Annotated in this window: 30 protein-coding genes and 1 tRNA gene; 12 read left to right on the forward strand and 19 right to left on the reverse strand. The window is 33.3% G+C overall.

Annotated features, from left to right (window positions below):
- Positions 1–15: 15 nt before the first annotated feature.
- Both ACIDC4_RS15485 and ACIDC4_RS15490 read right to left on the reverse strand, forming a co-directional pair.
- The gene (locus tag ACIDC4_RS15485) at positions 16–192 is read right to left on the reverse strand and encodes a hypothetical protein (protein WP_412043461.1); all 177 of its coding nucleotides are present in this window, start codon (positions 190–192) and stop codon (positions 16–18) included.
- 106 nt (positions 193–298) lie between these two features.
- Positions 299–1,063 (reverse strand): enoyl-CoA hydratase/isomerase family protein, encoded by a 765-nt coding sequence (locus tag ACIDC4_RS15490; protein WP_412043462.1) that lies wholly within the window; start codon positions 1,061–1,063, stop codon positions 299–301.
- Between the two features lie 191 nt (positions 1,064–1,254).
- Between ACIDC4_RS15490 and ACIDC4_RS15495 the strand changes: the two genes are divergently transcribed.
- The 4 genes from ACIDC4_RS15495 (at position 1,255) to ACIDC4_RS15510 (ending at position 3,873) form a co-directional block, all read left to right on the forward strand.
- Positions 1,255–1,328: transfer RNA gene (locus tag ACIDC4_RS15495), tRNA-Ala, on the forward strand.
- A gap of 68 nt (positions 1,329–1,396) precedes the next feature.
- Positions 1,397–1,645, forward strand: a complete 249-nt coding sequence (locus ACIDC4_RS15500; RefSeq protein ID WP_412043463.1) for a GIY-YIG nuclease family protein — start codon at positions 1,397–1,399, stop codon at positions 1,643–1,645.
- Positions 1,646–1,971: 326 nt separating this feature from the next.
- Positions 1,972–3,342 carry a hypothetical protein gene (locus ACIDC4_RS15505; RefSeq protein ID WP_412043464.1) on the forward strand — a complete coding sequence of 457 codons (1,371 nt, stop codon included), beginning with the start codon at positions 1,972–1,974 and terminating at the stop codon, positions 3,340–3,342.
- Between the two features lie 126 nt (positions 3,343–3,468).
- Complete coding sequence (locus ACIDC4_RS15510) at positions 3,469–3,873, forward strand: hypothetical protein (protein WP_412043465.1); 405 nt, start codon at positions 3,469–3,471, stop codon at positions 3,871–3,873.
- Positions 3,874–3,951: 78 nt separating this feature from the next.
- Here ACIDC4_RS15510 and ACIDC4_RS15515 read toward each other — a convergent pair whose 3' ends face one another.
- Entirely contained in the window at positions 3,952–4,128 is a 177-nt protein-coding gene (locus tag ACIDC4_RS15515; protein ID WP_412043466.1) for a hypothetical protein, read from the reverse strand.
- A gap of 410 nt (positions 4,129–4,538) precedes the next feature.
- Between ACIDC4_RS15515 and ACIDC4_RS15520 the strand changes: the two genes are divergently transcribed.
- From ACIDC4_RS15520 to tnpA, 6 genes are all read left to right on the forward strand, one after another.
- Positions 4,539–5,003, forward strand: coding sequence for a hypothetical protein (locus tag ACIDC4_RS15520; protein WP_412043467.1), 465 nt, complete (start codon positions 4,539–4,541; stop codon positions 5,001–5,003).
- Positions 4,990–5,586 (forward strand): hypothetical protein, encoded by a 597-nt coding sequence (locus ACIDC4_RS15525; protein ID WP_412043468.1) that lies wholly within the window; start codon positions 4,990–4,992, stop codon positions 5,584–5,586. Before ACIDC4_RS15520 ends, ACIDC4_RS15525 begins: the two co-directional genes overlap by 14 nt.
- Before the next feature lie 22 nt (positions 5,587–5,608).
- Positions 5,609–5,962, forward strand: coding sequence for a hypothetical protein (locus ACIDC4_RS15530; protein ID WP_412043469.1), 354 nt, complete (start codon positions 5,609–5,611; stop codon positions 5,960–5,962).
- A 24-nt stretch (positions 5,963–5,986) separates the two neighbouring features.
- Positions 5,987–7,018 (forward strand): oxidoreductase, encoded by a 1,032-nt coding sequence (locus ACIDC4_RS15535; RefSeq protein WP_412043470.1) that lies wholly within the window; start codon positions 5,987–5,989, stop codon positions 7,016–7,018.
- 195 nt (positions 7,019–7,213) lie between these two features.
- Positions 7,214–7,585, forward strand: coding sequence for a VOC family protein (locus ACIDC4_RS15540; RefSeq protein ID WP_412043471.1), 372 nt, complete (start codon positions 7,214–7,216; stop codon positions 7,583–7,585).
- 376 nt (positions 7,586–7,961) lie between these two features.
- Positions 7,962–8,414: an IS200/IS605 family transposase gene (tnpA, locus tag ACIDC4_RS15545; protein WP_230033471.1), complete on the forward strand. Its 453-nt coding sequence runs from the start codon at positions 7,962–7,964 to the stop codon at positions 8,412–8,414.
- A 517-nt stretch (positions 8,415–8,931) separates the two neighbouring features.
- On the opposite strand, the gene ACIDC4_RS15550 is transcribed toward tnpA, so the two are convergent.
- The 5 genes from ACIDC4_RS15550 to ACIDC4_RS15570 all read right to left on the reverse strand — a co-directional run bounded on the left by ACIDC4_RS15550 (position 8,932) and on the right by ACIDC4_RS15570 (position 14,035).
- On the reverse strand, positions 8,932–10,134 hold the full coding sequence (locus ACIDC4_RS15550) for a hypothetical protein (RefSeq protein ID WP_412043472.1): 1,203 nt from the start codon (positions 10,132–10,134) through the stop codon (positions 8,932–8,934).
- 82 nt (positions 10,135–10,216) lie between these two features.
- Positions 10,217–11,137, reverse strand: a complete 921-nt coding sequence (locus tag ACIDC4_RS15555; protein ID WP_412043473.1) for a hypothetical protein — start codon at positions 11,135–11,137, stop codon at positions 10,217–10,219.
- A gap of 48 nt (positions 11,138–11,185) precedes the next feature.
- The gene (locus tag ACIDC4_RS15560) at positions 11,186–12,142 is read right to left on the reverse strand and encodes a lipid A deacylase LpxR family protein (RefSeq protein ID WP_412043474.1); all 957 of its coding nucleotides are present in this window, start codon (positions 12,140–12,142) and stop codon (positions 11,186–11,188) included.
- Positions 12,132–12,923, reverse strand: a complete 792-nt coding sequence (mtgA, locus tag ACIDC4_RS15565) for a monofunctional biosynthetic peptidoglycan transglycosylase (protein ID WP_412043475.1) — start codon at positions 12,921–12,923, stop codon at positions 12,132–12,134. The genes ACIDC4_RS15560 and mtgA overlap by 11 nt, the downstream gene beginning before the upstream one ends.
- The gene (locus ACIDC4_RS15570) at positions 12,923–14,035 is read right to left on the reverse strand and encodes an NAD(P)/FAD-dependent oxidoreductase (protein ID WP_412043524.1); all 1,113 of its coding nucleotides are present in this window, start codon (positions 14,033–14,035) and stop codon (positions 12,923–12,925) included. The genes mtgA and ACIDC4_RS15570 overlap by 1 nt, the downstream gene beginning before the upstream one ends.
- A gap of 252 nt (positions 14,036–14,287) precedes the next feature.
- Here ACIDC4_RS15570 and ACIDC4_RS15575 point away from each other — a divergent pair, with 252 nt between their 5' ends.
- Positions 14,288–16,189 carry a S9 family peptidase gene (locus ACIDC4_RS15575; RefSeq protein ID WP_412043476.1) on the forward strand — a complete coding sequence of 634 codons (1,902 nt, stop codon included), beginning with the start codon at positions 14,288–14,290 and terminating at the stop codon, positions 16,187–16,189.
- A gap of 178 nt (positions 16,190–16,367) precedes the next feature.
- On the forward strand, positions 16,368–18,809 hold the full coding sequence (locus tag ACIDC4_RS15580) for an ATP-binding protein (protein ID WP_412043477.1): 2,442 nt from the start codon (positions 16,368–16,370) through the stop codon (positions 18,807–18,809).
- Here the strand turns inward: ACIDC4_RS15580 and ACIDC4_RS15585 are convergent.
- The 11 genes from ACIDC4_RS15585 to ACIDC4_RS15635 all read right to left on the reverse strand — a co-directional run bounded on the left by ACIDC4_RS15585 (position 18,806) and on the right by ACIDC4_RS15635 (position 26,235).
- Complete coding sequence (locus ACIDC4_RS15585; protein ID WP_412043478.1) at positions 18,806–20,155, reverse strand: sigma-54-dependent transcriptional regulator; 1,350 nt, start codon at positions 20,153–20,155, stop codon at positions 18,806–18,808. The genes ACIDC4_RS15580 and ACIDC4_RS15585 overlap by 4 nt on opposite strands.
- 129 nt (positions 20,156–20,284) lie before the next feature.
- Positions 20,285–20,581, reverse strand: coding sequence for a PepSY-like domain-containing protein (locus ACIDC4_RS15590; RefSeq protein ID WP_412043479.1), 297 nt, complete (start codon positions 20,579–20,581; stop codon positions 20,285–20,287).
- A 16-nt stretch (positions 20,582–20,597) separates the two neighbouring features.
- Entirely contained in the window at positions 20,598–20,891 is a 294-nt protein-coding gene (locus ACIDC4_RS15595) for a PepSY-like domain-containing protein (RefSeq protein ID WP_065448662.1), read from the reverse strand.
- 26 nt (positions 20,892–20,917) lie between these two features.
- The gene (locus ACIDC4_RS15600) at positions 20,918–21,208 is read right to left on the reverse strand and encodes a hypothetical protein (RefSeq protein WP_065448663.1); all 291 of its coding nucleotides are present in this window, start codon (positions 21,206–21,208) and stop codon (positions 20,918–20,920) included.
- Between the two features lie 28 nt (positions 21,209–21,236).
- On the reverse strand, positions 21,237–21,533 hold the full coding sequence (locus ACIDC4_RS15605) for a hypothetical protein (RefSeq protein WP_230033486.1): 297 nt from the start codon (positions 21,531–21,533) through the stop codon (positions 21,237–21,239).
- Positions 21,534–21,613: 80 nt separating this feature from the next.
- On the reverse strand, positions 21,614–21,910 hold the full coding sequence (locus tag ACIDC4_RS15610) for a hypothetical protein (RefSeq protein WP_078006853.1): 297 nt from the start codon (positions 21,908–21,910) through the stop codon (positions 21,614–21,616).
- A gap of 437 nt (positions 21,911–22,347) precedes the next feature.
- A complete protein-coding gene (gene accC, locus ACIDC4_RS15615) occupies positions 22,348–23,697 on the reverse strand; it encodes an acetyl-CoA carboxylase biotin carboxylase subunit (protein ID WP_412043480.1) in 1,350 nt (449 codons plus the stop codon).
- A gap of 110 nt (positions 23,698–23,807) precedes the next feature.
- Positions 23,808–24,293 carry an acetyl-CoA carboxylase biotin carboxyl carrier protein gene (gene accB / locus ACIDC4_RS15620; protein WP_055093857.1) on the reverse strand — a complete coding sequence of 162 codons (486 nt, stop codon included), beginning with the start codon at positions 24,291–24,293 and terminating at the stop codon, positions 23,808–23,810.
- 23 nt (positions 24,294–24,316) lie between these two features.
- A complete protein-coding gene (locus ACIDC4_RS15625) occupies positions 24,317–25,315 on the reverse strand; it encodes a beta-ketoacyl-ACP synthase III (protein WP_230033487.1) in 999 nt (332 codons plus the stop codon).
- Between the two features lie 173 nt (positions 25,316–25,488).
- Entirely contained in the window at positions 25,489–25,683 is a 195-nt protein-coding gene (gene rpmF / locus ACIDC4_RS15630; protein ID WP_007137315.1) for a 50S ribosomal protein L32, read from the reverse strand.
- A 9-nt stretch (positions 25,684–25,692) separates the two neighbouring features.
- Positions 25,693–26,235 (reverse strand): YceD family protein, encoded by a 543-nt coding sequence (locus ACIDC4_RS15635; RefSeq protein ID WP_230033489.1) that lies wholly within the window; start codon positions 26,233–26,235, stop codon positions 25,693–25,695.
- Positions 26,236–26,284 lie beyond the last annotated feature (49 nt).

Here is a 26,284-nt window from a genome sequence, read left to right on the forward strand (position 1 = left end):
TTGCAAATTTACAAATTAATAACCGTTTTCATCTCTTTTTTTAGCTCTGTTATACATCCAATATGCAATTAGAATCAAAACTACGAAAGGAATGAACGATCCGATGATCACCCCTATCTGATAACTGCCGTCAGGAGCGGTTTTAATTTTCTCTGCGACATCGACTTTTTGAAATAATGAAATGATATACATACTGATAATTTTAAGCTCAAAAATTCCAATATTTAAATTCCAAATTCCAATAGCCAACTCAATACTATTGGAATTTGGAATTTCCTATTTGGAATTTTATTTTTTTTTATTTTTTAAATTGAGTTAAGGCTTCCCTGGCGAAATCAGACAAAACCAATTTTCCGGTAATAGCAGCACGTTCTATAAGTAACGATTCCCAATGCTCCGTTCCTTCCCAAATAATTTTCTTCATTTCCTGCAAAGCTTCAGGATTATACAAACTTAGTTTTTCAGCAAAATTGGCAACTGCATGATCAAGATCTTCTGCCTTGTGAATTTCAGAAAACAGTTTATTTGCTAAAGCCCACTCTGCCGATTTCCATTCGTGTGCAGCCAGTGCCATTTCGGCCATTGCAGCTTTTCCTATTTTACGGGAAACGGCAGGCTCAATCACAAACGGACCAATACCAATTGCCAGTTCTGATAATTTTACAGCACATTCAGGAGTTGCCAAAACATAATCGCAAGCCGATATAATTCCGACACCACCACCAACAGCTTTTCCCTGAACACGTCCAATAATAAGTTTAGAGCAATTGCGCATGGCATTTAGCAAATGAGCAAAACCAGAGAAAAATTCAGTTCCCTGCTCCTCATTTTCTACCTGCAGAAGTTCATCAAACGAAGCACCGGAACAAAATACTCTGGATCCCTCGCTTTGTAAAATAATCACCGAAACAGTTTCGTTAAGACTTAAAGAATTGATTTCGGTTGTTAATCGATCCAATAATTCCCTTGGAAAAGAATTACTCGCCGGATGACCAAATTGCACTTTTGCAACAGCATTATTAAAGACAGTTTGTAAAGAACCGTTTTGATTTTCTGAACTCATAAAAATAAATTTGATCGTAAAGTTACGGTTTTGAAAAATAATTTCGCCTGAACGCGATTTGAAATTTGTTTTTTGAAAATTAATTGACTTTATTTGCTATCGCTTTGGGGGATTAGCTCATTTGGCTAGAGTATCCCGATCTGATCGGGAAGGTGACCGATTCGAATGCAAATTCTAAAGTTTACAAAAAAGGGGGATTAGCTCATTTGGCTAGAGCGCTTGCCTGGCAGGCAAGAGGTGATCGGTTCGAATCCGATATTCTCCACAAATATTTTACAATAAAAAAATACCCAAACATAAACATATGTTTGGGTATTTTCATTTATAGAAACAATGTTTTACACTTATATCTTATTTTCAACCTCACTTAATAAATATTATATTGGGTCTTGTCAAAATATTGAACAACGCTTACAAGATCATTTAAACAGCAGAAGTAAGTTTACCAAAATCGTCAAAGACTGGGAATTAAAATATTTTGAAACTTTTCTGACCCGCAGCGAAGCCTGCAAAAGAGAATTGCAAATTAAAAAAATGAAAAGCAGGAAATACATCGAAACATTAATACAAACAAAAGGCTAGAGTATCCCGATGCATCGGGAAGGTGACCGGTTCGAATCCGGTATTCTCCACAAACCTATTTTAAGTCTATAATTTATTATTTATAGACTTTTTTTATTTCTACTACATCCTTATTCAATACAAAACTTGTTTAGATTAGAGCTGTTTTACACAAGATCATATTTAACTTCTTAAGTTGTCATCAAATTATCTTAATTTAACCTCTGTAACAATTCGTCAAACAATTCGTCTATAGATAACATTAAACAGGACAAATTTCAGCATAAAAGAACATTTTGCTTCATTTACAAAACAGACAACCAATAACATAAACCAGAACCAACCGTATGAAAAATAAAATCTTACTTCTATTTTTATTTTTAACAACCTTAGGATTTGCGCAAAAACCAACCTTTAAGATTAAATATTCTGAGCAATTGGCAGTTTTTGTTTTTTTACAAAGTCTCTCTGATAATTACCCTGAAAATGTTTTTAAAACCGAATTCGAAAAATCAAAATACAATACCGAAAAATATAAAACTATCATTTCAAACTTTGATAAATTAAATATCTATTACAGTTATCGGTTTGACGAATATCCTTTCGGTTCAAAAAAGACAATGCAAACGGAAGACATCGTGAAAAAAAATCTGATTGAAACCGAAAACCTAACAGATTTCAAACTTCGAACTATTGGCTTTATTTCCAGCAAAACGTTGAGTGATTTTGCAGAAAGTATTTCAGCATTTACCCCAATTTACAACGAACTAATTTATAATCCGAACAAAGAAAAATTCGAAAAACAAGTCGAAGAAATTAAAAAATATTCTAACGAGCATAATATCGAAAACTACTTTCAAACAGGTCTAACATTTTACAATTCCAGTTGGGATAATTCAATTCCTTTCGAAATAGCTTTTTATCCCCTACCCAATTCTGAGGGATTTACAGCGCAAGCATTTTGCAACAATTTTATTAGCGCAGTACAAACTGACCTAAAATCCCACAAAGATTTATTTAGTGTGATGCTGCACGAAACGTATCATATTATTTATGACGAGCAATCACTTGAAGTAAAAACCCAAATTGATCAATATTTTAAAGAAAGTAAATCAAAATACAGTAATTATGCTTATCAGCTTATGAACGAAGCTCTGGCAACAGCATTAGGAAATGGTTATGTTTACGGAAAACTAGACGGACAAATTGATCCCGGAGATTGGTATAATAAAAAATACATCAGCCTTATGGCAAAGCAAATTTATCCCTTAGTAACAGAATATATCGACCAAAAGAAACCTATGGATAAAAACTTTATCGACAGTTACATCAATCTCTACGAAGTAAATTTTCCGGACTGGATAAACGAACTCAATAACATAATGAGTTACCGATATGTCCTTACCGAAAACGAAGACGATATTAATGCCATAAGAAAAATGTATCGTTATCGTTCCAGAACCGAAGGAGAATATCAAATTACCGAAGCCAGCATCGAAAAGATGAAAAAAACATCACTTACAAAAGTGATCATTATCTCAAAAAACAGTACCGAAAAGATCAAATTATTAAAAAATGAATTCCTGGAATTAAAAAACTGGAAGGCTAATGCCAACAAGGAATTTGCACACATGATTTTATTAAACGATAAAAGTCAATTGATTGTAATCAATCAAAAAACATCGACAATTGAAACGCTTTTTAAATCCATAAAATAAGGATTATTAACCCAAACCACTATTGCTTTTCTATTTTTATAAATTGTCGTAAACTATTACAATCAAAACCTATACAGTCTCTTTTATAGATTTTCTCTTCATTTATTTGTTTAAAATAAATAAGACATGAAAAAACTAATTTTATTATTTGCTCTGATCTTTATTACTTCTTGTTCTAAAGACGATACAAATCATGAGGATGTATTTACCAATGATACATACATGTATTTTGATCCTCCAAATTGGTTATTGGGTACGTGGACTAACACTCAAGGTGACAAAATAACGTTCACAGCAAACAATGTAATTTTTAATGAATACGGAAATCCCGCTAATTCTGCCAACGAAGAAATTGCCTATTATGAGAAGAATTTTGGAAACCCAAATATCCAGGAAACAGCTTACGCTAATTACTACAGTTTAAAATACAATTACAATATCGATTATCGAATGAAATTTACCATCATTCAAATATCCGACAGAAAAATAGATGTTGAAGGTTTCTTTACAGGAACATTTACAAAACTTTAATATTCCAACAATTAAAACATAAAAAACCCTTGTAGAACAATCCTGCAAGGGTTTTTAGTTTTATTCAGACCACTGTTTTTACTTTTCATTTGCCGCATCATCAAAATTCGGTTCGTCTTCTTCCGGTTTCTTAAAATCATTATTCAGCAAATCTGTTAGTTTCTTTTTCTCTTTCTGATTCTTTTTTGTGGTCAACACGACTAAAATAATCGCCACTGCAACTACAATTCCTATTATTACCCAATTGATTTCCATGACTTTAATTTTTTATTAAAGTTAAGATTTTAAACTTACAGAATATTATCAAAAGGTTAAGCCTTAGTATTATAAAATTCAGGAGCAGAAAGTTTTGCTTTCAAAACACCAATTGTCCCACTGTACACTGTATCCTATCTTCGGGCCATAAGTATAAAAATAAACACGAATTTCACTAATTGCCACTAATTAGTTTGTGAAATTAATTCCACAAACTAAGCTGACCATTAAAATTTGTGCAAATTTGTGAAATTAGTGTTTAATATTTGTGTCCAGATGGCAGGTTTCGATCAGCGCTAGATTAGAGGTTTTAATTTATTAGACATCTTTTTTTATATATTTATAACTGCAAAATGCCACTTGGTTTTTAATTTACTTGAAAGCTAAGCAAAATAATACCCCAAAATACCGTGAATACAACATCTTATAATTTCCTCCTGACCAAAATGTTTAAAAATCTAAAAAAGCCTTTATCAATTGGCTTGCTATTTTTCATAAGCACCCTTTTAGAGATTTACTGGGCTGTTGGCGAATTTTCCGGACGAATGTCAAGTGGCAATCCGGATGCTTCGTTTTTTGATGATGCTTATTTAATTTCATTGTTTACAACTATCTTTTTGACCATTGTATTTCTTTTTCTTTCCCTCATTAAAAACAAATATTTAAAAATCATCATTCAATTTATGTTCTTAATTTCAGTTTGGTTTTTCTGGAATTATACCGTTTTTGTCGATCGCGAATCGTCCTGGAGTACCTATGCTTTCAACGAAGAACTTTATTACACCCTTTCGGTTTCAATTTTGCCGGTGTTAGTTTTATCAATTCCCACAATATTTGGTTTAAATTATATCTTAAAAAGTCATGAGCCAAAATAAAAAATCTACAATAGTTTTAAGAGTTTATCTGATTCTTAGTTTGCTACTGGCAATAGATTGCCTGTTGTATTATTATGAACTCATTAGTTTACGAGGCTATTACAGCGATGTGGTTCTCTATTGGCTGTGGTTTGTAACCAACTTTGTGGTGATTGTACTATTTTGGAAAAAAATAATGGCAAAATTACTTTTGGGAGGAATTATATTAGCCATAATACTCAGCATTTTACCGTTAATGATGCCTTTTTATGCATGGATACTTTCGACTACACCACTAGGATTAATGATAGATAGAAATCTAAATGAAAAATACAGAGCGCAAATTGTAAGCTACAGTGCAATGACCCCACCGTGGCTTGAAGTAATAGAGAAACATGGTTTATTGGAAAAAAGAATATTAAAAAGTACCGATTATCAACTTATGAACGATAATCTAAATGTAAAAATCAGAACAGCAAAAGATATTATTTTTAATCAAGAAACTGATAGCACACTTACACTTACCCTATTTTATGGCGGCCCAAACAAAACCATTACCTTCAACAAAAATACCGGGGAAGTCCTGAATATAAAAACAAATTGAATTGAACTAAAAACAAAACAATATGACATTATTACTCCGTTGGTTACTCGTACCTATAATAGCACTGATCGCATTATTGTTCTGGAAAGGCAGTCCAATACTTATAAAATCAGCATTATTGATTGTTCCGCTGGTAGTTATTGTAAGCTGGTTTGCGCACGAAGGAGCCTTTAGCGGAAGCGGCGGATTAGAAAAACTTTACGGCATATTAACCATAATAGCATTCCTGGTTTGCTATGAAGTCGGAATGTTATTTAATCGCTTTTATTTGGCCAAAAAAAGCATCGAAACCGCTCAGGATGATGTACTTCTTACTATTGGTGCAATTATATTAGTATTATCAATCGTATATTTCTTTATAATTATTTCAAAATAGATAAAAAACTAACTTCCCAAATTTATGAATCTAAAAATACAAGCAATTACAGTTGCCTCATTTATTTTCCTGCTTTCCTGCAACAACAAACAGGAAACTAAAAGCAATAAACCTCAGGCCAACAAAACAGCAACAACCCAAAACGACTCTGTACAAAACGAGGAACTTCCCAGAAAAGAAAGCATCAATTTATTTACCCTTACTTACAGAGACAGTACTGATGTAGCTTTTGTTTCCCTTTCAGACATTTACCCGCTCGACGATACGGCTTCAGACACACTTGCTTTGCCCAATATCGAAAAAATGGAAAAAAAGGCTGCAAAATATTTCACCTTAGAAAAAAAATACAGAAATCGTTTTTTATCCAAAACCAATATTTCCGAAACCGATTCTTTATTTGTCTATGATTATGCCAAAAACAAACTGGCTTCATTTGCCATAAAAAATCTTAAAGCGGCTGCATGGCTAAACGGTTATTCATCCGAAGAGGACTGGCCTTATCCCAAATATTACTACATGATTGGGTTCGAAATCAGTAAACAAAGTTTAAAAGGTTTTAGCGATTATTATTCTGATGTGATCGTTTATGCAGGCAAAGAAAATCCGTTTGCAAACGAACCCTTAAAACCAATTGTCTGGAAAAAAATTCCTGGTAAAGATTATCCCTCTAAACCTATGAAAAAAGAAGATCGTGCGCTCTTAAAAAGCACCGTTGCTGGCAATACATATTTATATAACACAGCTACTTATCAATATTTTTTACAAGACTATCTCGATAGTGATAAAATAATTTATGCCAGACGCCTTTTGGTAACCAATTCTAAAACCAAAGAAATCATAATTGAAAAGCTTTACAGCCAAAGCGAAGGCACCTCACCCGCCCCTCTCAACGGCGAAAACGGAGATAACTCATTTGATCAATACACAGGTAAACTCTTTAAAAACAAACCGCCGGTTGTATTTGGTTTTCAATATGAATCTTTTGGCTGTCCTGCCATTTCGCTGATCGACAAATCAAACGAAGACATTTATATTCAATGCGATAACCGACATTAAATTCATAATTTAGAAAATCAGAAGCAGAAAAATTCATTTTCAAAAAGACCAATTGTCCCGCTCTCAGCTATATCTTTTTCCTGCTAAAGAAGCAGTAAAAAGGATACCGCCTCGATCGGGGCTAAACTAGAAGTTTTAGTTTTTATTAGAACTTTTTTTAGTTTCATTACCCAATAATTTAATTAAAACATTTACATGAAAATTTCTTTCTGGCTTTATTGTTCAAACCTCGAAGTCTCATTTGATTTTTATCAAAAAGTTTTTAATCTCAAAAACGAAACCTTTTCCAACAAAGTAAAAACTTTCTTTGTACCACTTGATAATCATACCGAATTAAAAATAAGCACTTTACAAAAACCCCTTAACGAAGGAAATATCGAAATAAACGAAGCAGATATAAATGATGTATACAATCGTCTCATAAAAAACCAGCTTCCGCAAAGCGATGAATCTGACGTAGAAAAAATGCAGCCTGGTACATTTTCTGGCCCTTGGGATTATCCCGGCGGAAAAGCGCTTTTTCTAAAAGATCCGGACAATCATTTTATTGTTTTTATGGAGTGGTGATTTAATAATCCCGTTTATTGAAAGAGAAATAGTCATTTGACATAAAATTAAAAAAGCCATTCTAAAGAGAGTGGCTTTTTTGATGGATAGAATAGTAGTTTAAAAACATAACTTATTTTGGCTAAAAAATGACTTTTAGAGGAAGAGCAGAAAATGGAATTAATCTATTTTTACTAATATAGATTATATTTAATTATTTAAACACAAAATAATATCAGAATAACCGAACCTTCCAATAAAACAAAGTTATCAATCATAAATTAGAAACAACCATAGCAAGTGGGCTGAAAGCCCAAAAGCAATAGCGTAGTGCAACGCACTGCGAACTAAAACCAATCGTGAATATTGCCCTGAAAGGGCCAAAGCAAAAATCAATATGTCGCAATCACTATCAAAAGTATATGTTCATTTAACATTTAGCACCAAAGGACGTCACCCATTTATTGATCATACTATACAAGAGCGATTATGGCAATACCTTGGCGGAATCTGCAAAGGATTAGAATGCAACCCAATTCAGATTGGAGGATATAAAGATCACGTACATATCTTATGCTTGTTGTCTAAAAAGATTACTCAAATGAAATTGGTAGAAGAAGTAAAAAAACAATCTTCAAAATGGATAAAAACGATAGATAAAAATTACGTGAATTTTTATTGGCAAGATGGCTATGGTATTTTTTCTGTCAATCCATCACAACTAGAAATAGTAACACAGTACATTAAAAATCAAGAAGAACATCATAAAAAACATACATTTAAAGAAGAACTACTGGCTTTTTTAAATAAATACCAAGTAAAATATGATGAACGTTTTCTTTGGGATTAGGCTTTCGCCCTTACAGGGCTTAAACAATAATCCTTCATTTAGTCATAGCGCTTCGCACTATGCTATTGCTAATGCTCTTTCAGAGCAATTTTCCAGCATTTTAATTTTGTGATTTATACACAAAAAGAGATCATCAGCGCAAATTTGCAATCATCAGTATTCGAAACTTGTAAAATGGGCTGAAAGCCCTAAAAGCAATAGCGTAGTGCAACGCACTACGAATTAAATCAAAAGTGGAAATTGCCCTGAAAGGGCAAAAGAAAATTGAGAATAAAGATTCAAAGAAAAAGGTATTTATTAGAAGAACATTCTGTTAAACATGATTTTTGAAATTAGGCTTTCGCCCTGACAGGGCTGAAATACTAATAATCATCATTCTATTCATAGTGCTTCGCACTATGCTATTGCTAAAGCTCTTTCAGAGCAACAGGTTTCGAACACTTTAACCCAATAAGAGCAGTCTTGCAATCCGTGCCCGCAAAGAGATTGTTTTGTAACCAAATGGAAATTCTAAAAGTTAACGCCCCAAAACCGTAGGCTTTTTAGATTTAACATAAATCAAATCCGGTTCATTATCCCAGGAAATTACAAGACTGTCTTTTGTTCCTTTTTTAATAATTCCTAAATATAATCTATGAGGAGAATAAACAAAAATGGTGTCATTGTTATAACTACAATCGTAAACTTCGCCATTACTATCATTTATAAAATAATCAGAATTGATTTCTATTTTATTAAAATCACCCTTCCTGCGAGATTCCCACTTGCCATAACAATCGGAATTATTTAAAGGTTCTCTTTTCTTTCCAAAAGTCAAACTAAACGTTTCTGTTCTGGAGAATTCGTTTAATTTTTTGTTCTCTATTTTACTAAAAAATGCTTTTTTATCATAGATTTTTAGCGCTTTCGAATTACTATCTAAAATTGAAATTTTAAAATCTTTAGGAAAACCTATTAATGTATCGGCAATATGCAAAGGCAATGCCAAATATCGTTCAGCTCCTGTATTCAATACAATCGAGCGTATGACACTATGCTTTTGTCTTAACAGCCATTCATCATTTACTTCCTTTACAATACTTATAGAATCAGATGGTTTAAAAACTAATCTATCCTCTTTTTCATCCTGACTAATAAATCTTTTGTAATTATCTATAAGAATTTTGATCTGTTGATTTTTATACGTCGCAATTTCATTTTCAGAAAATTTAAAATTTATTAAAACCGTTATCTTTTCATCAGATCGATTGTACAGATACAGATATGAAAAACCATCCTCAAATGTTTCAGGTCGGGGTTTCTGCGTAGTTGCAACAAAAGAAAAACAAGAAAGAAGAAAAATAAATTTTAGAAAAAAGGGTTGCACTTTATATACGACAGATTCTTGCTTTAATAACCAAAACGAAACCAGAATACTTATCAAGGCAATATTATCTGAAAAATCTACAACGCGATAAAAACCAAAAAAGTCAATAAAAGCTTCTGAAAAGGAACTCTTCCAAAAAACAAAAAATAAAGCAACAGCAATATGAATTTCTTTGGTTCTTTTTGGAAAAAGGACACTCCAAAAAAACGGGAAAGCAAGAAGTCCCGCAAAATCAGATAATTTTCCGGTGAGATAATTATGAAAGACCGTTTTTAATATGAAGTCATTTAAAAGAAGAATCAATAACGAAACAAGAAAAACAGGATGAGCTAATCTATTTAAATTTTTTATCATATTTGATTTGACATTACGAATTAACAGGTATGGGAAAAACCTGCATGGGAAAAATCAAATTTCGAGCCAGAGAATGTTGTACTTAGCTTTTAGTCAATTCGATCCATTCATTGATTGTTCCTTCTCCTCCAACTCCTTTTACGTAATATTTATCTTTTTCTTTTTTTATCGAGAAAGTATTATTAATCTGCTTGCATCTAACATCATCATTCTCGACATAAAACAAGTCCAAAACATTTTCATGCTGCAATACTTTGTATGCTCCCATACATGATACCGGCTCATGATAAGAATCCTTATTCAACAAAACTTTGTCTTTTAAAACTGAAAAATAATAGGTGATATTTGCCATTCCGGTTGAAGTTTCTTCTGTTTCAACATTTACAGAAAATTCGCCTTGAAATTCTTTTGGAATTGCTTTTGCATCTTTTAATTTATATTCTAAAATCAGATCATTGTACAGCGTAATTCCTTTTTTATCTATTTTGTTCGATGCTATTTTTTTAATAAAAACCCACTTCTTATTCTCATACAAATAAAAATAAACCAAAGCACCGTCTTTCAGCTTAAAGTCTTCAGGGCTGTTGTATTCAGCCATTTCTTCTTTAGGAAAGAACTCTGCAATTTTGTAATATTCATTCGAATTCTTTCTTAGAACCTCTTTTATTTTTTGATCTATTATTTCAGGTTTTCCAATTGCAGCTTTATTTTCCTCAGAGAAGAAACCAAACATATAATCTGCTTCCCAAAAAAACTGTTCATTCCCTGTCTTTCCAATATAATTAACCGTAAAAACACCAAGATCATCAGAGGAAAGATAGGATGGATAAGTTCGAACCGTTTTTGAAGTATCAGGTAAAACAAAACCATTCTCCTGATATTTCTTATCTAAAAAGTCAACAGGAGCAATTTCGAAATTGCTTTTGGCTTTAGGCGTACAGGCTATAAATAATACACAAACCAATAATGTTATCGCAATTCTTCCGGTTATTTTATCAATCATTTTTAAAGAATTTTTAGTTTTTTTATGCATTAACTTTCATGGCAAATCCTACTTCAACAAATACCCAAACCTGATCGATCCGTAAAAATAGCCCGAATTGGTATTCGTCTCCGGATCTCTCAATTCCCTGCCTCTATAAATAAAAGAATACGACATATTGAAGTTATTGTGACGGTATTTTAAACCAAACTCTGCATTAAAACGAAGCGGCTCGAGCTCAAAAGTTAACGGACTTGTATTACTAAACATGCTTCCCTCGATCGTCGCATCATAAAACTGATAATTGACACTTGGCATTGCGTAGAAATAAAATTCCCTGATATTGTATTGCGGTACAGAACTTACCGAAGCATCATGCAAATTCGAATCATAAATTGGCAGTAATTTTTTAAACCCAATTCGGGTTAAGAATCCTGTAGAAACGCCATCAAAAATAGTTCCCACATTTGCTTCTGACTGAAAATGAAGATCTATAAAATCATTGTGTTTTGATGGAAACATTTTTTTCGAATACATCACATGCGCCTGAACAGCAAAAGCATTATGCAACTGATTTTCCCAGCCAAAAACTTCTTTATATCCAATAATATGATGAAAACTTTCCTGAGTTTCTTTCCCTAAAGCATTTGGTCCCATGAAGCCCAATTGAAAATCGGTTTTTAAGACAGATTCGCTTTCGTAAAAAAAACTTCTTCCCGCTTCGACAAAAAGATATCCGGTAAAAGGGCGATCATTTATCGTTACAGCTTCGGCATTAATAAACCTCGGATTATAGATATATTGTCCAACACGAAATTCGGTAATCTTCTTGTTGATTTTCGGGTTCTCATTTTTCGATAAAAAGCGATAAAAAAGCTCTAAACCATTGGTATAATACATATCATTTTTTGATGATGTGTATAAATCGTTGTCGGTAATAAAACCAATCTCTGTTGTTTTTGCCTGACCAAAAGCCAAAGCCGTTGTCAATACGAAGAGCGCAATAAATGATTTTTTATTTGGCATTATAATTTATTTTTCCAACCGCGCGCATTTCACGAACAATTCGTTCTTTTCTTCTGTTTATATAACTTGAAGATCCTGTTGCTTTAAATTTTCTTGGGTTGGGTAATATCGCAGCAATTCCGGCCGCCTGCATTGGCGTTAAGCTTGATGCATCGCGGCGGTACCAATGTTCTGTTGCTGCATAAGCTCCGTAAACTCCGTCGCCCATTTCGATACTATTCAGATACACTTCCATAATACGTTCTTTACCCCAAATTACTTCGATCAAAACTGTGAAATAAGCTTCGAGACCTTTACGGAAATAACTTTTGCCCTGCCATAAAAAGACATTCTTGGCGGTTTGTTGAGAGATCGTACTTCCGCCACGAATTCTACGTCCGCGTTCGTTGCTTTTATATGCTTTTTGAAGTGCCTTGAAATCAAAACCATTGTGCTTTAAAAAAGTTCCGTCTTCGCTTGCGATCACGGCTTTTTGTAAATTCATCGAAATTTTCTCAATAGGTTCCCAATCGTGATCAAAGAAAACTTCTTTACCGTCGAGTTTATTTTCGATTGCCCTAATCAGCATCAAAGGTGTGAACGGTACGGGAATATATTTAAAAAATACCACAGATGCGATTGAGATTCCGAAGAACCATAAACATAGTTTAATAAAAAACCATTTTACTTTTTCACCAAAAGAGCGATTGCCTTTTTTTGGTGCTGCTTTAGGTTTTGGTTTGTTTCCGGTTGATTTGTTTGCGGTTGTTGTTTTTGGTATCGGTCTTTTGGTTACTCCCATTATATTAAATCTGCTAATTCTGTTCCTATTAAACTCCCAATTGCTACTCCCATTCCGCCTAAACGCACTCCACAAAACACGTTTTCAGACAGTTGAGCAACAACAGGATTTTTACTGTTTCCTATTCCCATAATCCCACTCCAACGATGGGCAATCTGGAAATCCTGATTTGGTAAAATTACATTTTTAAGTAAATCCTCCAATTTATTTTGTACAATTTTCGTCTGGCCAAATTCTGTTGTTGTTTCTGTCTCAAAATCAAGATTTCGACCACCGCCAAGCAAAATTCTATTGTCTATATTTCTGAAATAATAATAACCTCTATCCAGATGAAAAGTGCCTTTTATATCTAAATTTGCAATAGGTTCTGTAATTAAAACCTGCGCTCTTGCCGGTTGCACAGCGCCTTTTGTAATAATATTTGCAAAACCATTTGTCGCAAAAAGTATTTTATTTGATTTAAAACTAAAATCATTTAGTACAATTTCGACCTGATTTCCTAAATCAGCATAAGAAGTTACAGTTTGCTGATTCAGGATTAAAATGTTTTCAGAAACCGCCTGCTTTAGCAATTCCTGCATCATATTTCCCGTATCGATTTGAGCTTCAAACGGATTAAAAATTAAATATTCCTGAATATTATTAAACCCAAATCGGTCCACTTCTTTAGAAAAAACATCGGCTTTAAAAAGTGGTTTCAAAATTTCATTTACAAAAGGCAATTTCGAAATACATTCGCTAAATCCGCTTTCATCCTCTTTCAGAAACAATTCATATCCGCCGTGAGGTTTAAAATCAATTGCCGAATCTCCTAATCTTTTTCGGAGTAATTGCAAACCTTTCCAACGTTTCTCGATGAGATTTATTACCTCTTCTTCTGAATGTGTTTTGAGATCTTCCAAAATTTCAGAGAGACTTCCAAAACAGGCAAAACCTGCATTTTTGGTACTCGCGCCTTGCGGCAGCATTCCTTTTTCTAACACCAGAATTTTTGCTGCAGGAAATCTTTCGCGTAAGCGTAATGCCGCATGTAATCCTACAATACCGCTGCCCACTATGGTATAATCAACATTTGTGAACCAATTTTTAAGTTCCCAATAACTTAATTCCATTTTTATCTTAAAATAAATTCCAATCTTTTGAATTCCAAATTCCAATTTAGGAAATAAATTTAAAACTTTATTTTCAATCGCCACGAATTCATGAATTTTCATTTTAAAAAATTATCAAAAAAAAATCTTGAATTCGTGACGGAAAAACTTTAGTATAAACTTTTGGGATTTTTAACATTTTTGGGATTTGGAATTTAACTATTTGGAGTTTAAAAGTTGTATTTTTAGCCCCACGAATATTAGAATTTTATTATGAAAAAAGTATTATTTACAACCTTAATAATGATGAGTTTAAACGCTATCGGACAGAATGTGATGTCTCCGGAATTGTTATGGAAATTAGGAAGAGTAAGTGCTCTTGGACTTTCGAAAGATGCGAAAAATGTTGTTTTTAAGGTTTCGACGCCTTCGATCGAAGAAAACAAATCGTCTTCTAAGTTTTACATTATCCCTGTAAATGGCGGAAATGCAACTGAAATTAAAGACACAAAAGAAGTTTTGGCCGACAAAAATGTTTCGCCTGACGGAAAATTTTTAGTGTACAATGAAGAAGTAAAAATTGACAAGGTTTTAGGTAAAGATTTTTATCCAAAAATGGACAAATCTGATGCTCAAATCTATGATGGTTTAGATTATCGTCATTGGGATACCTGGAATGAAGGTAAATTTAACCACGTTTTTTATAAAGAAAACAAAGACGGCGCAAAAGGAATTGACATTTTGAAAGGGGAAAATTTTGATTCTCCGCAAAAACCTTTTGGTGGCGACGAAGATTATATCTGGTCTCCTGACGGAAAAAGTATTTTGTATGTATGCAAGAAAAAAGCAGGAACGCAATATGCAATTTCTACCAATACAGATATTTATGAGTACAATTTAGAAACTCAAAAAACGACAAACAGAACCGAAGAAAACTTAGGTTACGACACAGCACCGCAATTTTCTCCAACAGGAAACTTAACCTGGCTGCAAATGAAACGTGATGGTTATGAAGCTGATAAAAACGATATTATTGTTGAATTTAAAGGAATCAAAACCAACTTAACGGCAAACTGGGACGGAACTGTAGATAATTTTATCTGGAGTAAAGATGGTAAAAACGTATTTTTTGTAGCTGCTGTTGATGGAACAAAACAATTGTTTACGGTAAACTTTCCGGGATTAACCAGAATTGCGATTCAGGTTCGCCAATTAACAAAAGGAGATTTTGACGTAAATGATTTAGTAGGATTTGCGGGAGATGATATTATCGTAACCAGAAATGACATGAATCACGCTCCGGAAATTTATGCTTTTAACTTAAAGAAAAATAGCTGGAAACAATTGACTAATGTAAATACTGAAACGTACAAAACATTAGCGTTAAGCAAAACAGAAAAACGTTACGTTACGACTACAGACGGTAAAAAAATGTTGGTTTGGGTAATTTTACCTCCAAATTTTGATGCTTCTAAAAAATATCCAACTTTATTATTTTGTCAGGGAGGACCTCAATCTCCGTTGACACAATCATATTCTTTCCGTTGGAATTTTCAATTAATGGCTGCTAAAGGTTATGTTGTGGTAGCACCAAACCGTCGTGGAATGCCAGGACATGGTGTTGAATGGAATGAACAAATTAGTAAAGATTGGGGCGGACAAGTTATGGACGATTATCTATCGGCAATTGATGATGTATCTAAAGAAAGTTATGTAGATAAATCACGTTTAGGTTGCGTTGGGGCAAGTTACGGTGGATATTCAGTATTTTATTTGGCCGGAATTCATAAAAACCGTTTCAAAACTTTTATCGCTCATGATGGAGTTTTCAATACAGTAAGTATGTTAGGAACTACCGAAGAGGTTTTCTTTAACAACTGGGATTTTGGTGGTGCTTACTGGGAAAAAGATAATGCTGTAGCGCAAAAAGCGTACACTACTTTTAACCCTGCAACTTTAGTACAAAACTGGAACAAACCTATCTTGATTTTTCAGGGAGGAAAAGATTACCGTGTACCAATTGGGCAAGGACAAGAAGCTTTTCAGGCTGCGCAGTTAAGAGGAATAAAATCTAGATTTGTGTATTTCCCTGATGAAAATCACTGGGTTTTACATCCGCAAAACGCTCAGGTTTGGCAAGGTGAATTCTTTAAATGGTTAGACGAGACACTTTAATCAAATAATTTAAACATAAAAATAGCCGTAGATTTTATATAATCTACGGCTATTTTGTTTTTCAGACCTTTTAATTATGTAAAAGATTAGCATTTATTTGTATTTCTAAAACAGATTTTTTGAATAAATTGCAGCAATTTCCCAATATAAATCTTCTGAATCCCTACAATATCAATCTATGGAGAGTAAAAAAAGTTATACAGCACTCAAAGTCCTTTTTAGTTACATTGCTCTTTTGGGATTAGTAGTTACTGTTGGATGGTTTTTATATTCTGAAAATGTAGTTTATAAAAAATTAGAGGATAAAATTGCTTTCGAAAAAACCAAGATTCTTAGGGTAAGTAAATTATTTTCGAATGTTTATAAAACAGAAAGTTTAGCCCGAAAAACGATCCAAAACAATTCTGAAGAAGATTTTAAAAACTATCTTATCGAAACCGATTCTTTAAAATCAAGAATCGATACTTTAAAACAAATTGTTACCACTCAATATCAAAAAACGTTACTGGATAGTGTTACGTATTTATTGTCTGAAAAAACGAAAAACATTCGACAATTAAAAACGATAAAAAACAAAGCCGAAGATGAAGTATCGGTAAATACTGCTATTGATGAAATTACCAAAATGGAGTTTAAACTTCGAAAGTTAGAACTTCAGGATTTCAATAAAAACCCGAATCAATTGGGAAGCTATCAGCGCAATGTACTGCAAAAATATGTTGATTATCTTAATCAGAATATTCCGGATGACAGCACAAATACATTGAGCAAACAAGCATCGGATTCTATTTTGGCCAATTCGAAAAAATTGCTGAGCAATGTAAAAATTAAGGCCGAAAAGAAAAAAGAATCACTGAATTTTGAGGAGAACAAATTACTGAAAAACGAAATTGCCATTTCGGACCAGCTTCGTAAAGTACTTCGAATTATCGAAAGAGAAATTATCATCAACTCGATAAAAAACAATTCACTAAAAGAAAAATCACTTAAAAAAGTCAATGAGATCGTAACCGTTTCTGCTATTGTTGGTTTGGTTTTAACGTTGTTTTTCTCGATCCTGATTGTAAGCGATTATTCGAAATCGCAGGTTTATAAAAAACAACTCGAAATTGCGAATTTCAAAACCAAGAATTTGCTTAAAAGCCGCGAACAGTTAATTTCGACGGTAAGTCATGACCTTAAAACACCTTTGAGTACTATTGTGGGTTATTCTGAACTTTTGGGCAATTCTGATGTTACTACAAAGCAATCGTATTTCATTAAAAACATAAAAAACTCATCAGAATATATTACGCAATTGGTTCAGGATTTACTGGACTTTTCGAAAATTGAAGCCGGAAAAATTACCATCGAAAAAGTTCCGTTTTTATTACCTGATATTATTGATGAAGTCGCCAAAAGTATTCAGACCGTTTACAAACATAAAAACATTGATCTTATTATTAATGTCGATGAGAAACTGAATTCGAGAATTGTTGGAGATCCTTTTAGGTTGAAACAAATTCTGAGTAATATTATTGGAAACGCATATAAATTTACCGAAGAAGGTTTTATCAAAATTAGCGGATATATTGCGGAGAATGACAAGTTTTACACCATTAGAATTGAAGATACCGGAATAGGAATCGAAAAAGGAAATCAGAAATTAGTTTTTGAAGAGTTTGCGCAGGCAAATGAAAATATCGAAAAAGAATATGGCGGAACTGGTTTGGGATTGTCTATTTGCCAAAAAATAATTTCGATTTTGGGTGGTGATTTAAAACTGGAAAGTACATTTGGTAAAGGAAGTACTTTTGAAGTACAACTTCCGTTACAGTTTGATAATAGTCAGAATACAGTTTCTGAGGTTAAAAAACCTATAGTTCGCAACACCAAAAAACAAACTTTTATTGTTCTGGACGATGATATCAATCTTTTGAATTTGACAAGTGGGGTTTTAAGACAGGAACAACATCAGGTGCTGTCTTTTAATAGCGGTATAAAAGCTTTAGAAGCGATTCAGAACACCAATTTTGACTTTATTATTACAGACATACAAATGCCGGAAATGGACGGTTTTGCATTTCTGAAAAAATTAAAAAATTCTGGATATTCCACTTATAAAAACCAGCCTGTAATTGCACTTACAGGAAGAACTGATCTTGATGCTGCTATTTATAACGAAGCCGGTTTTACAACTGTAATACAAAAACCGTATTCGCCAAAAATATTACTGGAGACCATTCATCTTATTTTAGAAAATGACACCTTACCCAATGTTGACATTAATGAGCATGAAGAAAAAACCAGTACTAAATTGTATTCGCTGGAAACACTGCAAGAATTTCTAGGCAACGATACTACAGCATTAAAAGAAGTTTTAAAATCATTTATCGAAAGCAGCTCTGAAAACCTGAATTTATTAGAGAATGCCATGATCGACAAAAACACAGCCGAAATTAATTCAGTCGCACACCGAATTGCACCAATGTTCAAGCAAATTCAGGCGCGTGAAATTGGTGAAATTTTAAAAGTCTTAGAAAATAAGGATCTTGAAACTTCTGATTTAAACGATATTTTTAAGGTTTTGAAAGCAAAAACAGATGTGCTTTTTAAAGCTTTACACACAGAAATAGTTTAATCTATATTGTAATGCTTTAATTTATTATAAAGTGTTTTTCTGGTAATTTTAAGCAATTTTGCCGCTTCGGACTTATTATTCTGTGCTTTTGATAAAGCATGAATAATAGCTTCTTTTTCGTTTTCTGAAAGTGAAAAATCACCATTACTGGTTTGTTGTTTTTGAATCTGGAAAAACTCCACCGGTAACACATCGCTTTTTATAAAATCGCCCTGAGTTAAAAGTGTAGCGCGTTTTACGCAATTTTGAAGTTCACGTAAATTTCCCGGCCAGTTGTAGTTTTGAAAAATAGTAACTACTTCCGGTGAAAATCCGATGATGTCTTTATTCAATTGCTGATTGGCTTTTTCTAAGAAATAATCAGCAAAAACCATTAAATCTTCGTCTCTGTCTTTTAATGATGGAGACTGAATCGAAAATTCGTTGATTCTATGGTATAAATCTTCTCTAAAATCGCCATTTTTTACTGCTTCGCGCAAATCTTCGTTGGTAGCGGTAATGATACGTATATCAACATTAATTTCTTTATTGCTCCCAACAGGTTTAATTTTACGTTCCTGAAGCGCTCTTAAAAGCTGTATTTGATTTTCGTATGAAAGATTCCCTATTTCATCTAAAAAAAGAGTTCCGCCATTAGCAGCTTCAAAATACCCCATTTTATCGCTAATAGCTCCGGTAAAAGATCCTTTTAAGTGTCCGAAGAATTCACTTGCTGCCAATTCTTTCGGGATCGCTCCACAATCGACTGCAATGAAATTATTATTCTTTCTTAAACTTTGCTGGTGAATACTTTTCGCGATGATTTCTTTTCCTGTTCCACTTTCTCCAATAATCAAAACCGACATATCTGTTGGACTAACCAAATGAATGTGATCTAATAATTTTTTGGATGCAACAGAAATTCCTTTTACAAACTCGTTTTCAGTATTGGCAGTTTGTTTCTTTACAGATTTTTTTTCCTTTACAGGAATTTCTTCTTCTGTTTCTGAAGATTTTAAAGCATTGGTAATAACCAGTAAAACCTCATCAGGATTGAAAGGTTTCGAAATGTAATCAGCAGCGCCGTTTTTAATCGCTTTTACTGCAGTATTCACATCTGAATATCCTGTCATAAGAATTACAGGTATTTCAGGATAAGCCGTTTTAAATTCAGACATTAGTCCTATACCGTCAGAATCAGGCAAGCGAAGATCTGTCAAAATTAAATCGAAGGATTCCTTTTTGATGGCTAATCTTGCTTCTGCTGCAGAGAAAGCAATGGTTACTTCATATGCTTTTTTTACCAGAAATTTTTCTAATAATTTGCAAAACGAAATATCATCTTCTATGAGTAATATCTTTGGCATTTGTTTTTAGGGACTTTTTTGCTAAAATAAGACTATTAAAATTGTCTTTTCACAAAATTATGCAAAAAAAAAGAGATTGCGTAATGCAATCTCTTTTTCACCAAAAACATAAATCTAAATTCACCTAATTTATATCTTCAACCAGTTGCCATTGACATCTGAAAAAACAGTAGCCTTTTGGTCACCAACCGATATTTCGAGTTTATACTCTTTTTTTTCATTTACAAATGCTTTGTCCAGTTTTGCTCCCGGATAAGCAGTTTGCAGTGCGGTTTTTATAGCAGCAGGTACAACATCTGCACTTACTTCTGTATATTCTGTCTGAGCAGAAACAACCACCTTAGTTTGTGCGTGAGTTGTCTCATTACTTGCGTAAATAGACAAACTTCCTAAAACTATTACTGCTGATAAGATTAACTTTTTCATGTTGCTCTCTTTTTAATTATTTTTTAATGATGTTTCCAGAAGCATCTGTAAATACAGTATACTTTTTGTCACCACTAGAAATTTCCAACTTGTACTCATTCTTTTCGTTTTTGTACGCTTTTTCAAGTTTTGTATTCGGAAAAGATTTTTCGACAGTTGATTTTACAGCTGCCGGAACAGCATCTGTACCAATTTCAGTAAATTCATCCTGAACTGTCACTGACTGAGTCATTGAAGTTGTTACCGGATTAGCTGCCTGAATTGACAAACTTCCTAAAATGATTGCTGCTGATAAGATTAACTTTTTCATAATAATAGTTTTTATGGGTTACTTAATTATTTTTTGATAATTTTACCAGTAGCGTCTGTATAAACAGTAGACTTTTCACCTCTAACAGTGATTTCTATTTTATACTCTTTTTTCTCGTTTACATAAGCTTTGTCCAATTTTACACCTGGATAAGCTTCGTCTAACGCTGTTTTAATAGCTGCCGGTACGGCATCAACTTCTTTATATTCGTCCTGAATGTTTACTGATTGAACCATTGAACTTGTCACGGCTACATTCCCTGCTTGCATTGACAACCCTCCTAACAGGATAGCTGCCGATAATATTAACTTTTTCATAGTGATAGTTTTTACGGTTATTTTTTAATTATTTTTTAATCCAAGATCCATCTGCGTTAGCAAAAAGCGAACCTACTTTGTCACCTACTGTAACGTCTAGTTTATACTCTGATTTAGCATTTTTGTATGCTTTAGAAAGTACTGCATCCGGATACGCTTTTTTAAGTGCATCAGTAATTGCAACTGGTACTTCTTCTAATTTAATTTCAGTGTATTCGTCCTGAATTGAAATTGTTTTTACGATTGTATTTGTTACTGGAGAAGTTGAAGCAAATGATGTTAAACCTCCCAAAACGATTGCGGCTGATAAAAATAGATTTTTCATAATAGTTATATTTTAATATTGTTAATTTTATTTTAGTATTGCTAATTTGAATCTGCATGAGAATCTAAAGTTTAGCTAAATTATTTTTTAATCCAGGTTCCGTCTGCATTAGCAAAAAGATTTCCTACTTTGTCACCAACGGTAACGTCCAATTTGTATTCTGCTTTTTCGTTTTTATATGCTTTAGTAATTACAGCATCCGGATAAGCTTTTTTCAAAGACTCAGCAATTGGAGCTGGTAATTCTTCTAATTTGATTTCTGTGTATTCATCTTCAATAGAAATCGTTTTTACGATTGTATTTGTAATAGGAGTAGTTGAAGCGAATGAAGTTAAACTTCCTAAAACAATTGCGGCTGATAAAAATAGATTTTTCATAATGTATATATTTTAATTATTTAATAGTTGTTTACGCTTTAGATAATGAAAATATTGTGCCGCAACGCAAACGTTACCTCCCTAACTGCTTAATCTCTTATTTTTAAAGGGATTAAGCCATATGTGCCAAAATTAAGGATTGTGAAAAAGTGTGTAATTCTCTTAAATGTTGTGTAAAAAGTATACACAAATAGTGTTTACTTAGAGAATTTAAGCAATAAAACGGATAAACTTAGATGTTGCAAAAACCAAAAACATCTGAATCATGATTCCTTTTTAATTATTTTTCTACCAACGAAATATTCCTAACCGAATAACAAAAACAACATACAGTTTGATGAAGGTAATTAAACGACAAAACCCGATAGCATGAAATCTTTCGGGTTTAGCAATATTATAAAACAAAAAAGGCTGCCAAAATTTTGACAGCCTTTATATTATTCTTCTATAGGTTTCATTTTAAATGTATCCATAAATGCAGTTGTATAATCTCCTGCAATATATCTAGGATCATCCATTAATTGTCTATGGAAAGGAATTGTAGTTTTTACACCTTCAATTACAAATTCGTCCAAAGCTCTTCGCATTTTGCTAATTGCTTCTTCACGAGATTGAGCAGTCGTAATTAACTTAGCAATCATCGAATCGTAATTTGGTGGAATTGTATATCCAGAATAAACGTGAGTATCTAAACGAACTCCGTGACCTCCCGGCATATGAAGCGTAGTAATTTTTCCTGGTGAAGGACGAAAATCATTATAAGGATCTTCGGCATTAATACGACATTCGATAGCGTGTAATTCCGGTAAATAGTTTCTACCTGAAATTGGAATTCCGGCAGCAACCATAATTTGCTCACGAATTAAATCGTAATCAATTACTTGTTCTGTAATTGGATGCTCTACCTGAATACGGGTATTCATTTCCATGAAATAGAAATTTCTGTGTTTGTCTACCAAAAATTCTACTGTTCCAGCTCCTTCGTATTTAATGAATTCAGCAGCTTTTACAGCAGCTTCTCCCATTGCAGTACGCAATTCATCTGTCATGAAAGGCGAAGGTGTTTCTTCAGTTAGTTTTTGATGACGACGTTGTACAGAACAATCTCTTTCAGAAAGGTGACATGCTTTTCCGTAAGAATCTCCAACAACCTGAATTTCGATATGACGTGGCTCTTCGATAAGTTTCTCCAAGTACATTCCGTCATTTCCAAAAGCAGCAGCAGCTTCCTGACGTGCGCTTTCCCAAGCTTTCAATAATTCATCTTCTTTCCATACAGCACGCATTCCTTTTCCACCACCACCGGCAGTTGCTTTAAGCATAACCGGGTAGCCAAATTCTTTGGCTAATTGTTGTGCTTGTTCAAAAGATTCTAATATTCCTTCAGAACCTGGCACACATGGAACTCCTGCAGCTTTCATTGTAGCTTTTGCAGAAGCTTTATCTCCCATTTTATCAATCATTTCAGGAGCAGCACCAATAAATTTGATTCCGTGTTCCTGACAAATTTTTGAGAATTTAGCATTCTCAGAAAGAAATCCATAACCTGGATGAATTGCATCTGCATTTGTAATTTCTGCAGCGGCAATAATATTTGACATTTTCAAATACGATAAGTTACTTGGAGGAGGACCAATACAAACCGCTTCGTCAGCAAACTTAACATGTAAACTTTCTGCATCGGCTGTAGAGTAAACTGCTACAGTTTTGATTCCCATTTCTTTACATGTACGAATTACACGAAGTGCAATTTCTCCTCTATTCGCAATTAATATTTTTTTAAACATCTTACTTTAATTAGATAATTAGACAATTTGATAATTAGATAATTTTAGATGATTAACAAAACTTGTATTGTGAATCCTTCTAAAATCTAAAATCTAAAATCTAAATTTATTTATGATGGATCAACTAAGAATAAAGGTTGGTCAAATTCTACAGGAGACATATCGTCTACAAGAATTTTTACAATTTTACCTGAAACTTCTGATTCGATTTCGTTAAATAATTTCATTGCTTCAATTACACAAAGAACATCACCTTTAGAAATAGTACTTCCAACTTCAGTAAATACTGGTTTGTCTGGAGATGGTTTTCTATAGAAAGTTCCAATAATTGGAGATTTAATAGTAATGAATTTAGAATCTTCTGCCGGAACAGATGCTTCGCTAGTTACGTTTACAACCGCTGGAGCTTGTTGAGGAGCAACTGCTTGTGGCAAGGCAGCCTGAGCAGGCAATTGTTGTACATAAGTAGTTTCAGTTACATTTCCTTCTAAAGTTGTTCTGATAGTGATTTTTACATCATCCATTTCTAACTTTACCTCTGCAACTCCCGAATTTGCTACAAATTTGATTAGGTTTTGAATTTCTTTTAAATCCATAATGATTTGTTTTTAGTTTTAATTTATTTCTTATCGTAAGCCCATTTTAGGTAAATAGATCCCCAAGTGAATCCACCACCAAAAGCGGCAAAAATAATATTATCTCCTTTTTTGAACTGGTGCTCAAAGTCGCTTAATACTAACGGCAATGTAGCTGAAGTTGTATTACCATATCTTTCGATATTCATTAATACTTTTGATTCTTCAAGATTCATTCTGCTGGCAGTAGCATCAATAATACGTTTGTTAGCCTGATGTGGCACTAACCAATTAACATCTTCGTTAGTCAGATTGTTTCTTTTCAAGATCAACTCACTTGCATCAGCCATATTCGTTACAGCATATTTAAAAACGGTTTTTCCGTCCTGAATAATATTGTGTTGTCTATTTTTAACGGTCTCTTCTGTAGTTGGTATTAGAGAACCTCCGGCAGGAATTTTAAGAAAATCGCGTCCTACACCATCGCTTCGTAAGTATTCATCTTGTAAACCTAAGCCTTCATAATTTGGTTCGAATAAAACGGCACCCGCTCCATCTCCAAAAATAATACAAGTTGCTCTGTCTGTATAATCTACAATTGATGACATTTTATCAGCACCAATTAACAGTACTTTTTTGTATCGCCCTGACTGCACATAAGCTGCAGCAGTTGACATTCCGTATAAAAAACTTGAGCAGGCCGCTTGCAAATCGTATGCAAATGCATTTGTAGCTCCAATTTCTGTTGCAACATAAACTCCTGTAGAGGCTACCGGCATATCTGCTGTAGCTGTTGCCATTATAATCATATCAATCTCTAAAGGATCAATATTTGCTTTCGCAATTAAATCTTGTGCTGCTTTTATGGCAAGAAACGAAGTTCCTTTGTCAGCATCTTTAAGAATCCTTCTTTCTTTAATTCCAGTACGAGTAGTAATCCATTCGTCATTGGTATCGACCATTGTTTCTAATACTTTGTTCGAAAGAACGAAGTCAGGAACATAAGCTCCAACAGCGGTAATTGCGGCTGTGATTGTATTCATTATATTCTATTATTTCGTTTCAAATACTGCGTATCTGAAAAATTTTTAAAAGACTTGAAAATTACAAAAAAAAACGAAATGAATTTGTATGCATTTTCTTAAAAAAAGAAAATTATAACCAACAAAAAAAACTCTCACTATGTGAGAGTTCTAGTATCATTTACAAAAACGTATTAAGCAACCGCTACAGATTTATCGATAACAACTTGCCCTCTGTAATACATTTTACCTTCATGCCAGTAAGCTCTGTGGTATAAATGTGCTTCTCCAGTAATAGGACATGTAGCGATTTGAGCTACAGTAGCTTTATAATGTGTTCTTCTCTTATCTCTTCTTGTTTTCGAGATTTTTCTCTTAGGATGTGCCATTTTACTATATTATTTATCCGTTAATAGTTTCTTTAATTTGTCCCAACGCGGGTCAATATCTTCTTCTTGTTTACTCTCTTCTTTTTGTTCTTTAACTGTTAGCTCATTCAATTTTGTTAAAGCTTCGGTTTGCAAACTTCCGTCTTTTACTCCTGGATGAACTCGTTTTAGCGGTACCGAAAGTGCAATCATTTCATAAATGTATTGTGCAACATCTATTTCATGCTCTCCGTGCGGTAAGATCAACAGCTCTTCGTTATCATTATTGAATTCATCTCCAAAACGAACAATTAATTTCATTTTCCCTTTTATAGGAAGATCGAAATCTTCGCCTGTCAGATCACAAGGCACATTTACAGTTCCTTTGTGTTTGAATTCCAACTCTAACATGTTGCTTTTCTTATCTAAAACTAAACCTACTTTGATATCAGAACTTTGAAATTCGTCGTAATCAAAGTTCGCAAAGAACGTGTTACTTATTTGATACTCAAAATGGTGTTTTCCTAGCTTTAACCCTATGAAAGGAATTAAAAATTCTTTTGTTTTGCTCATTTCAACATCAATTTCACCAACTCGTATCTAAAAATCAGATACCTGAATT

It is taken from the genome of Flavobacterium sp. C3NV, from assembly GCF_046825355.2.
Taxonomy (GTDB): domain Bacteria; phylum Bacteroidota; class Bacteroidia; order Flavobacteriales; family Flavobacteriaceae; genus Flavobacterium.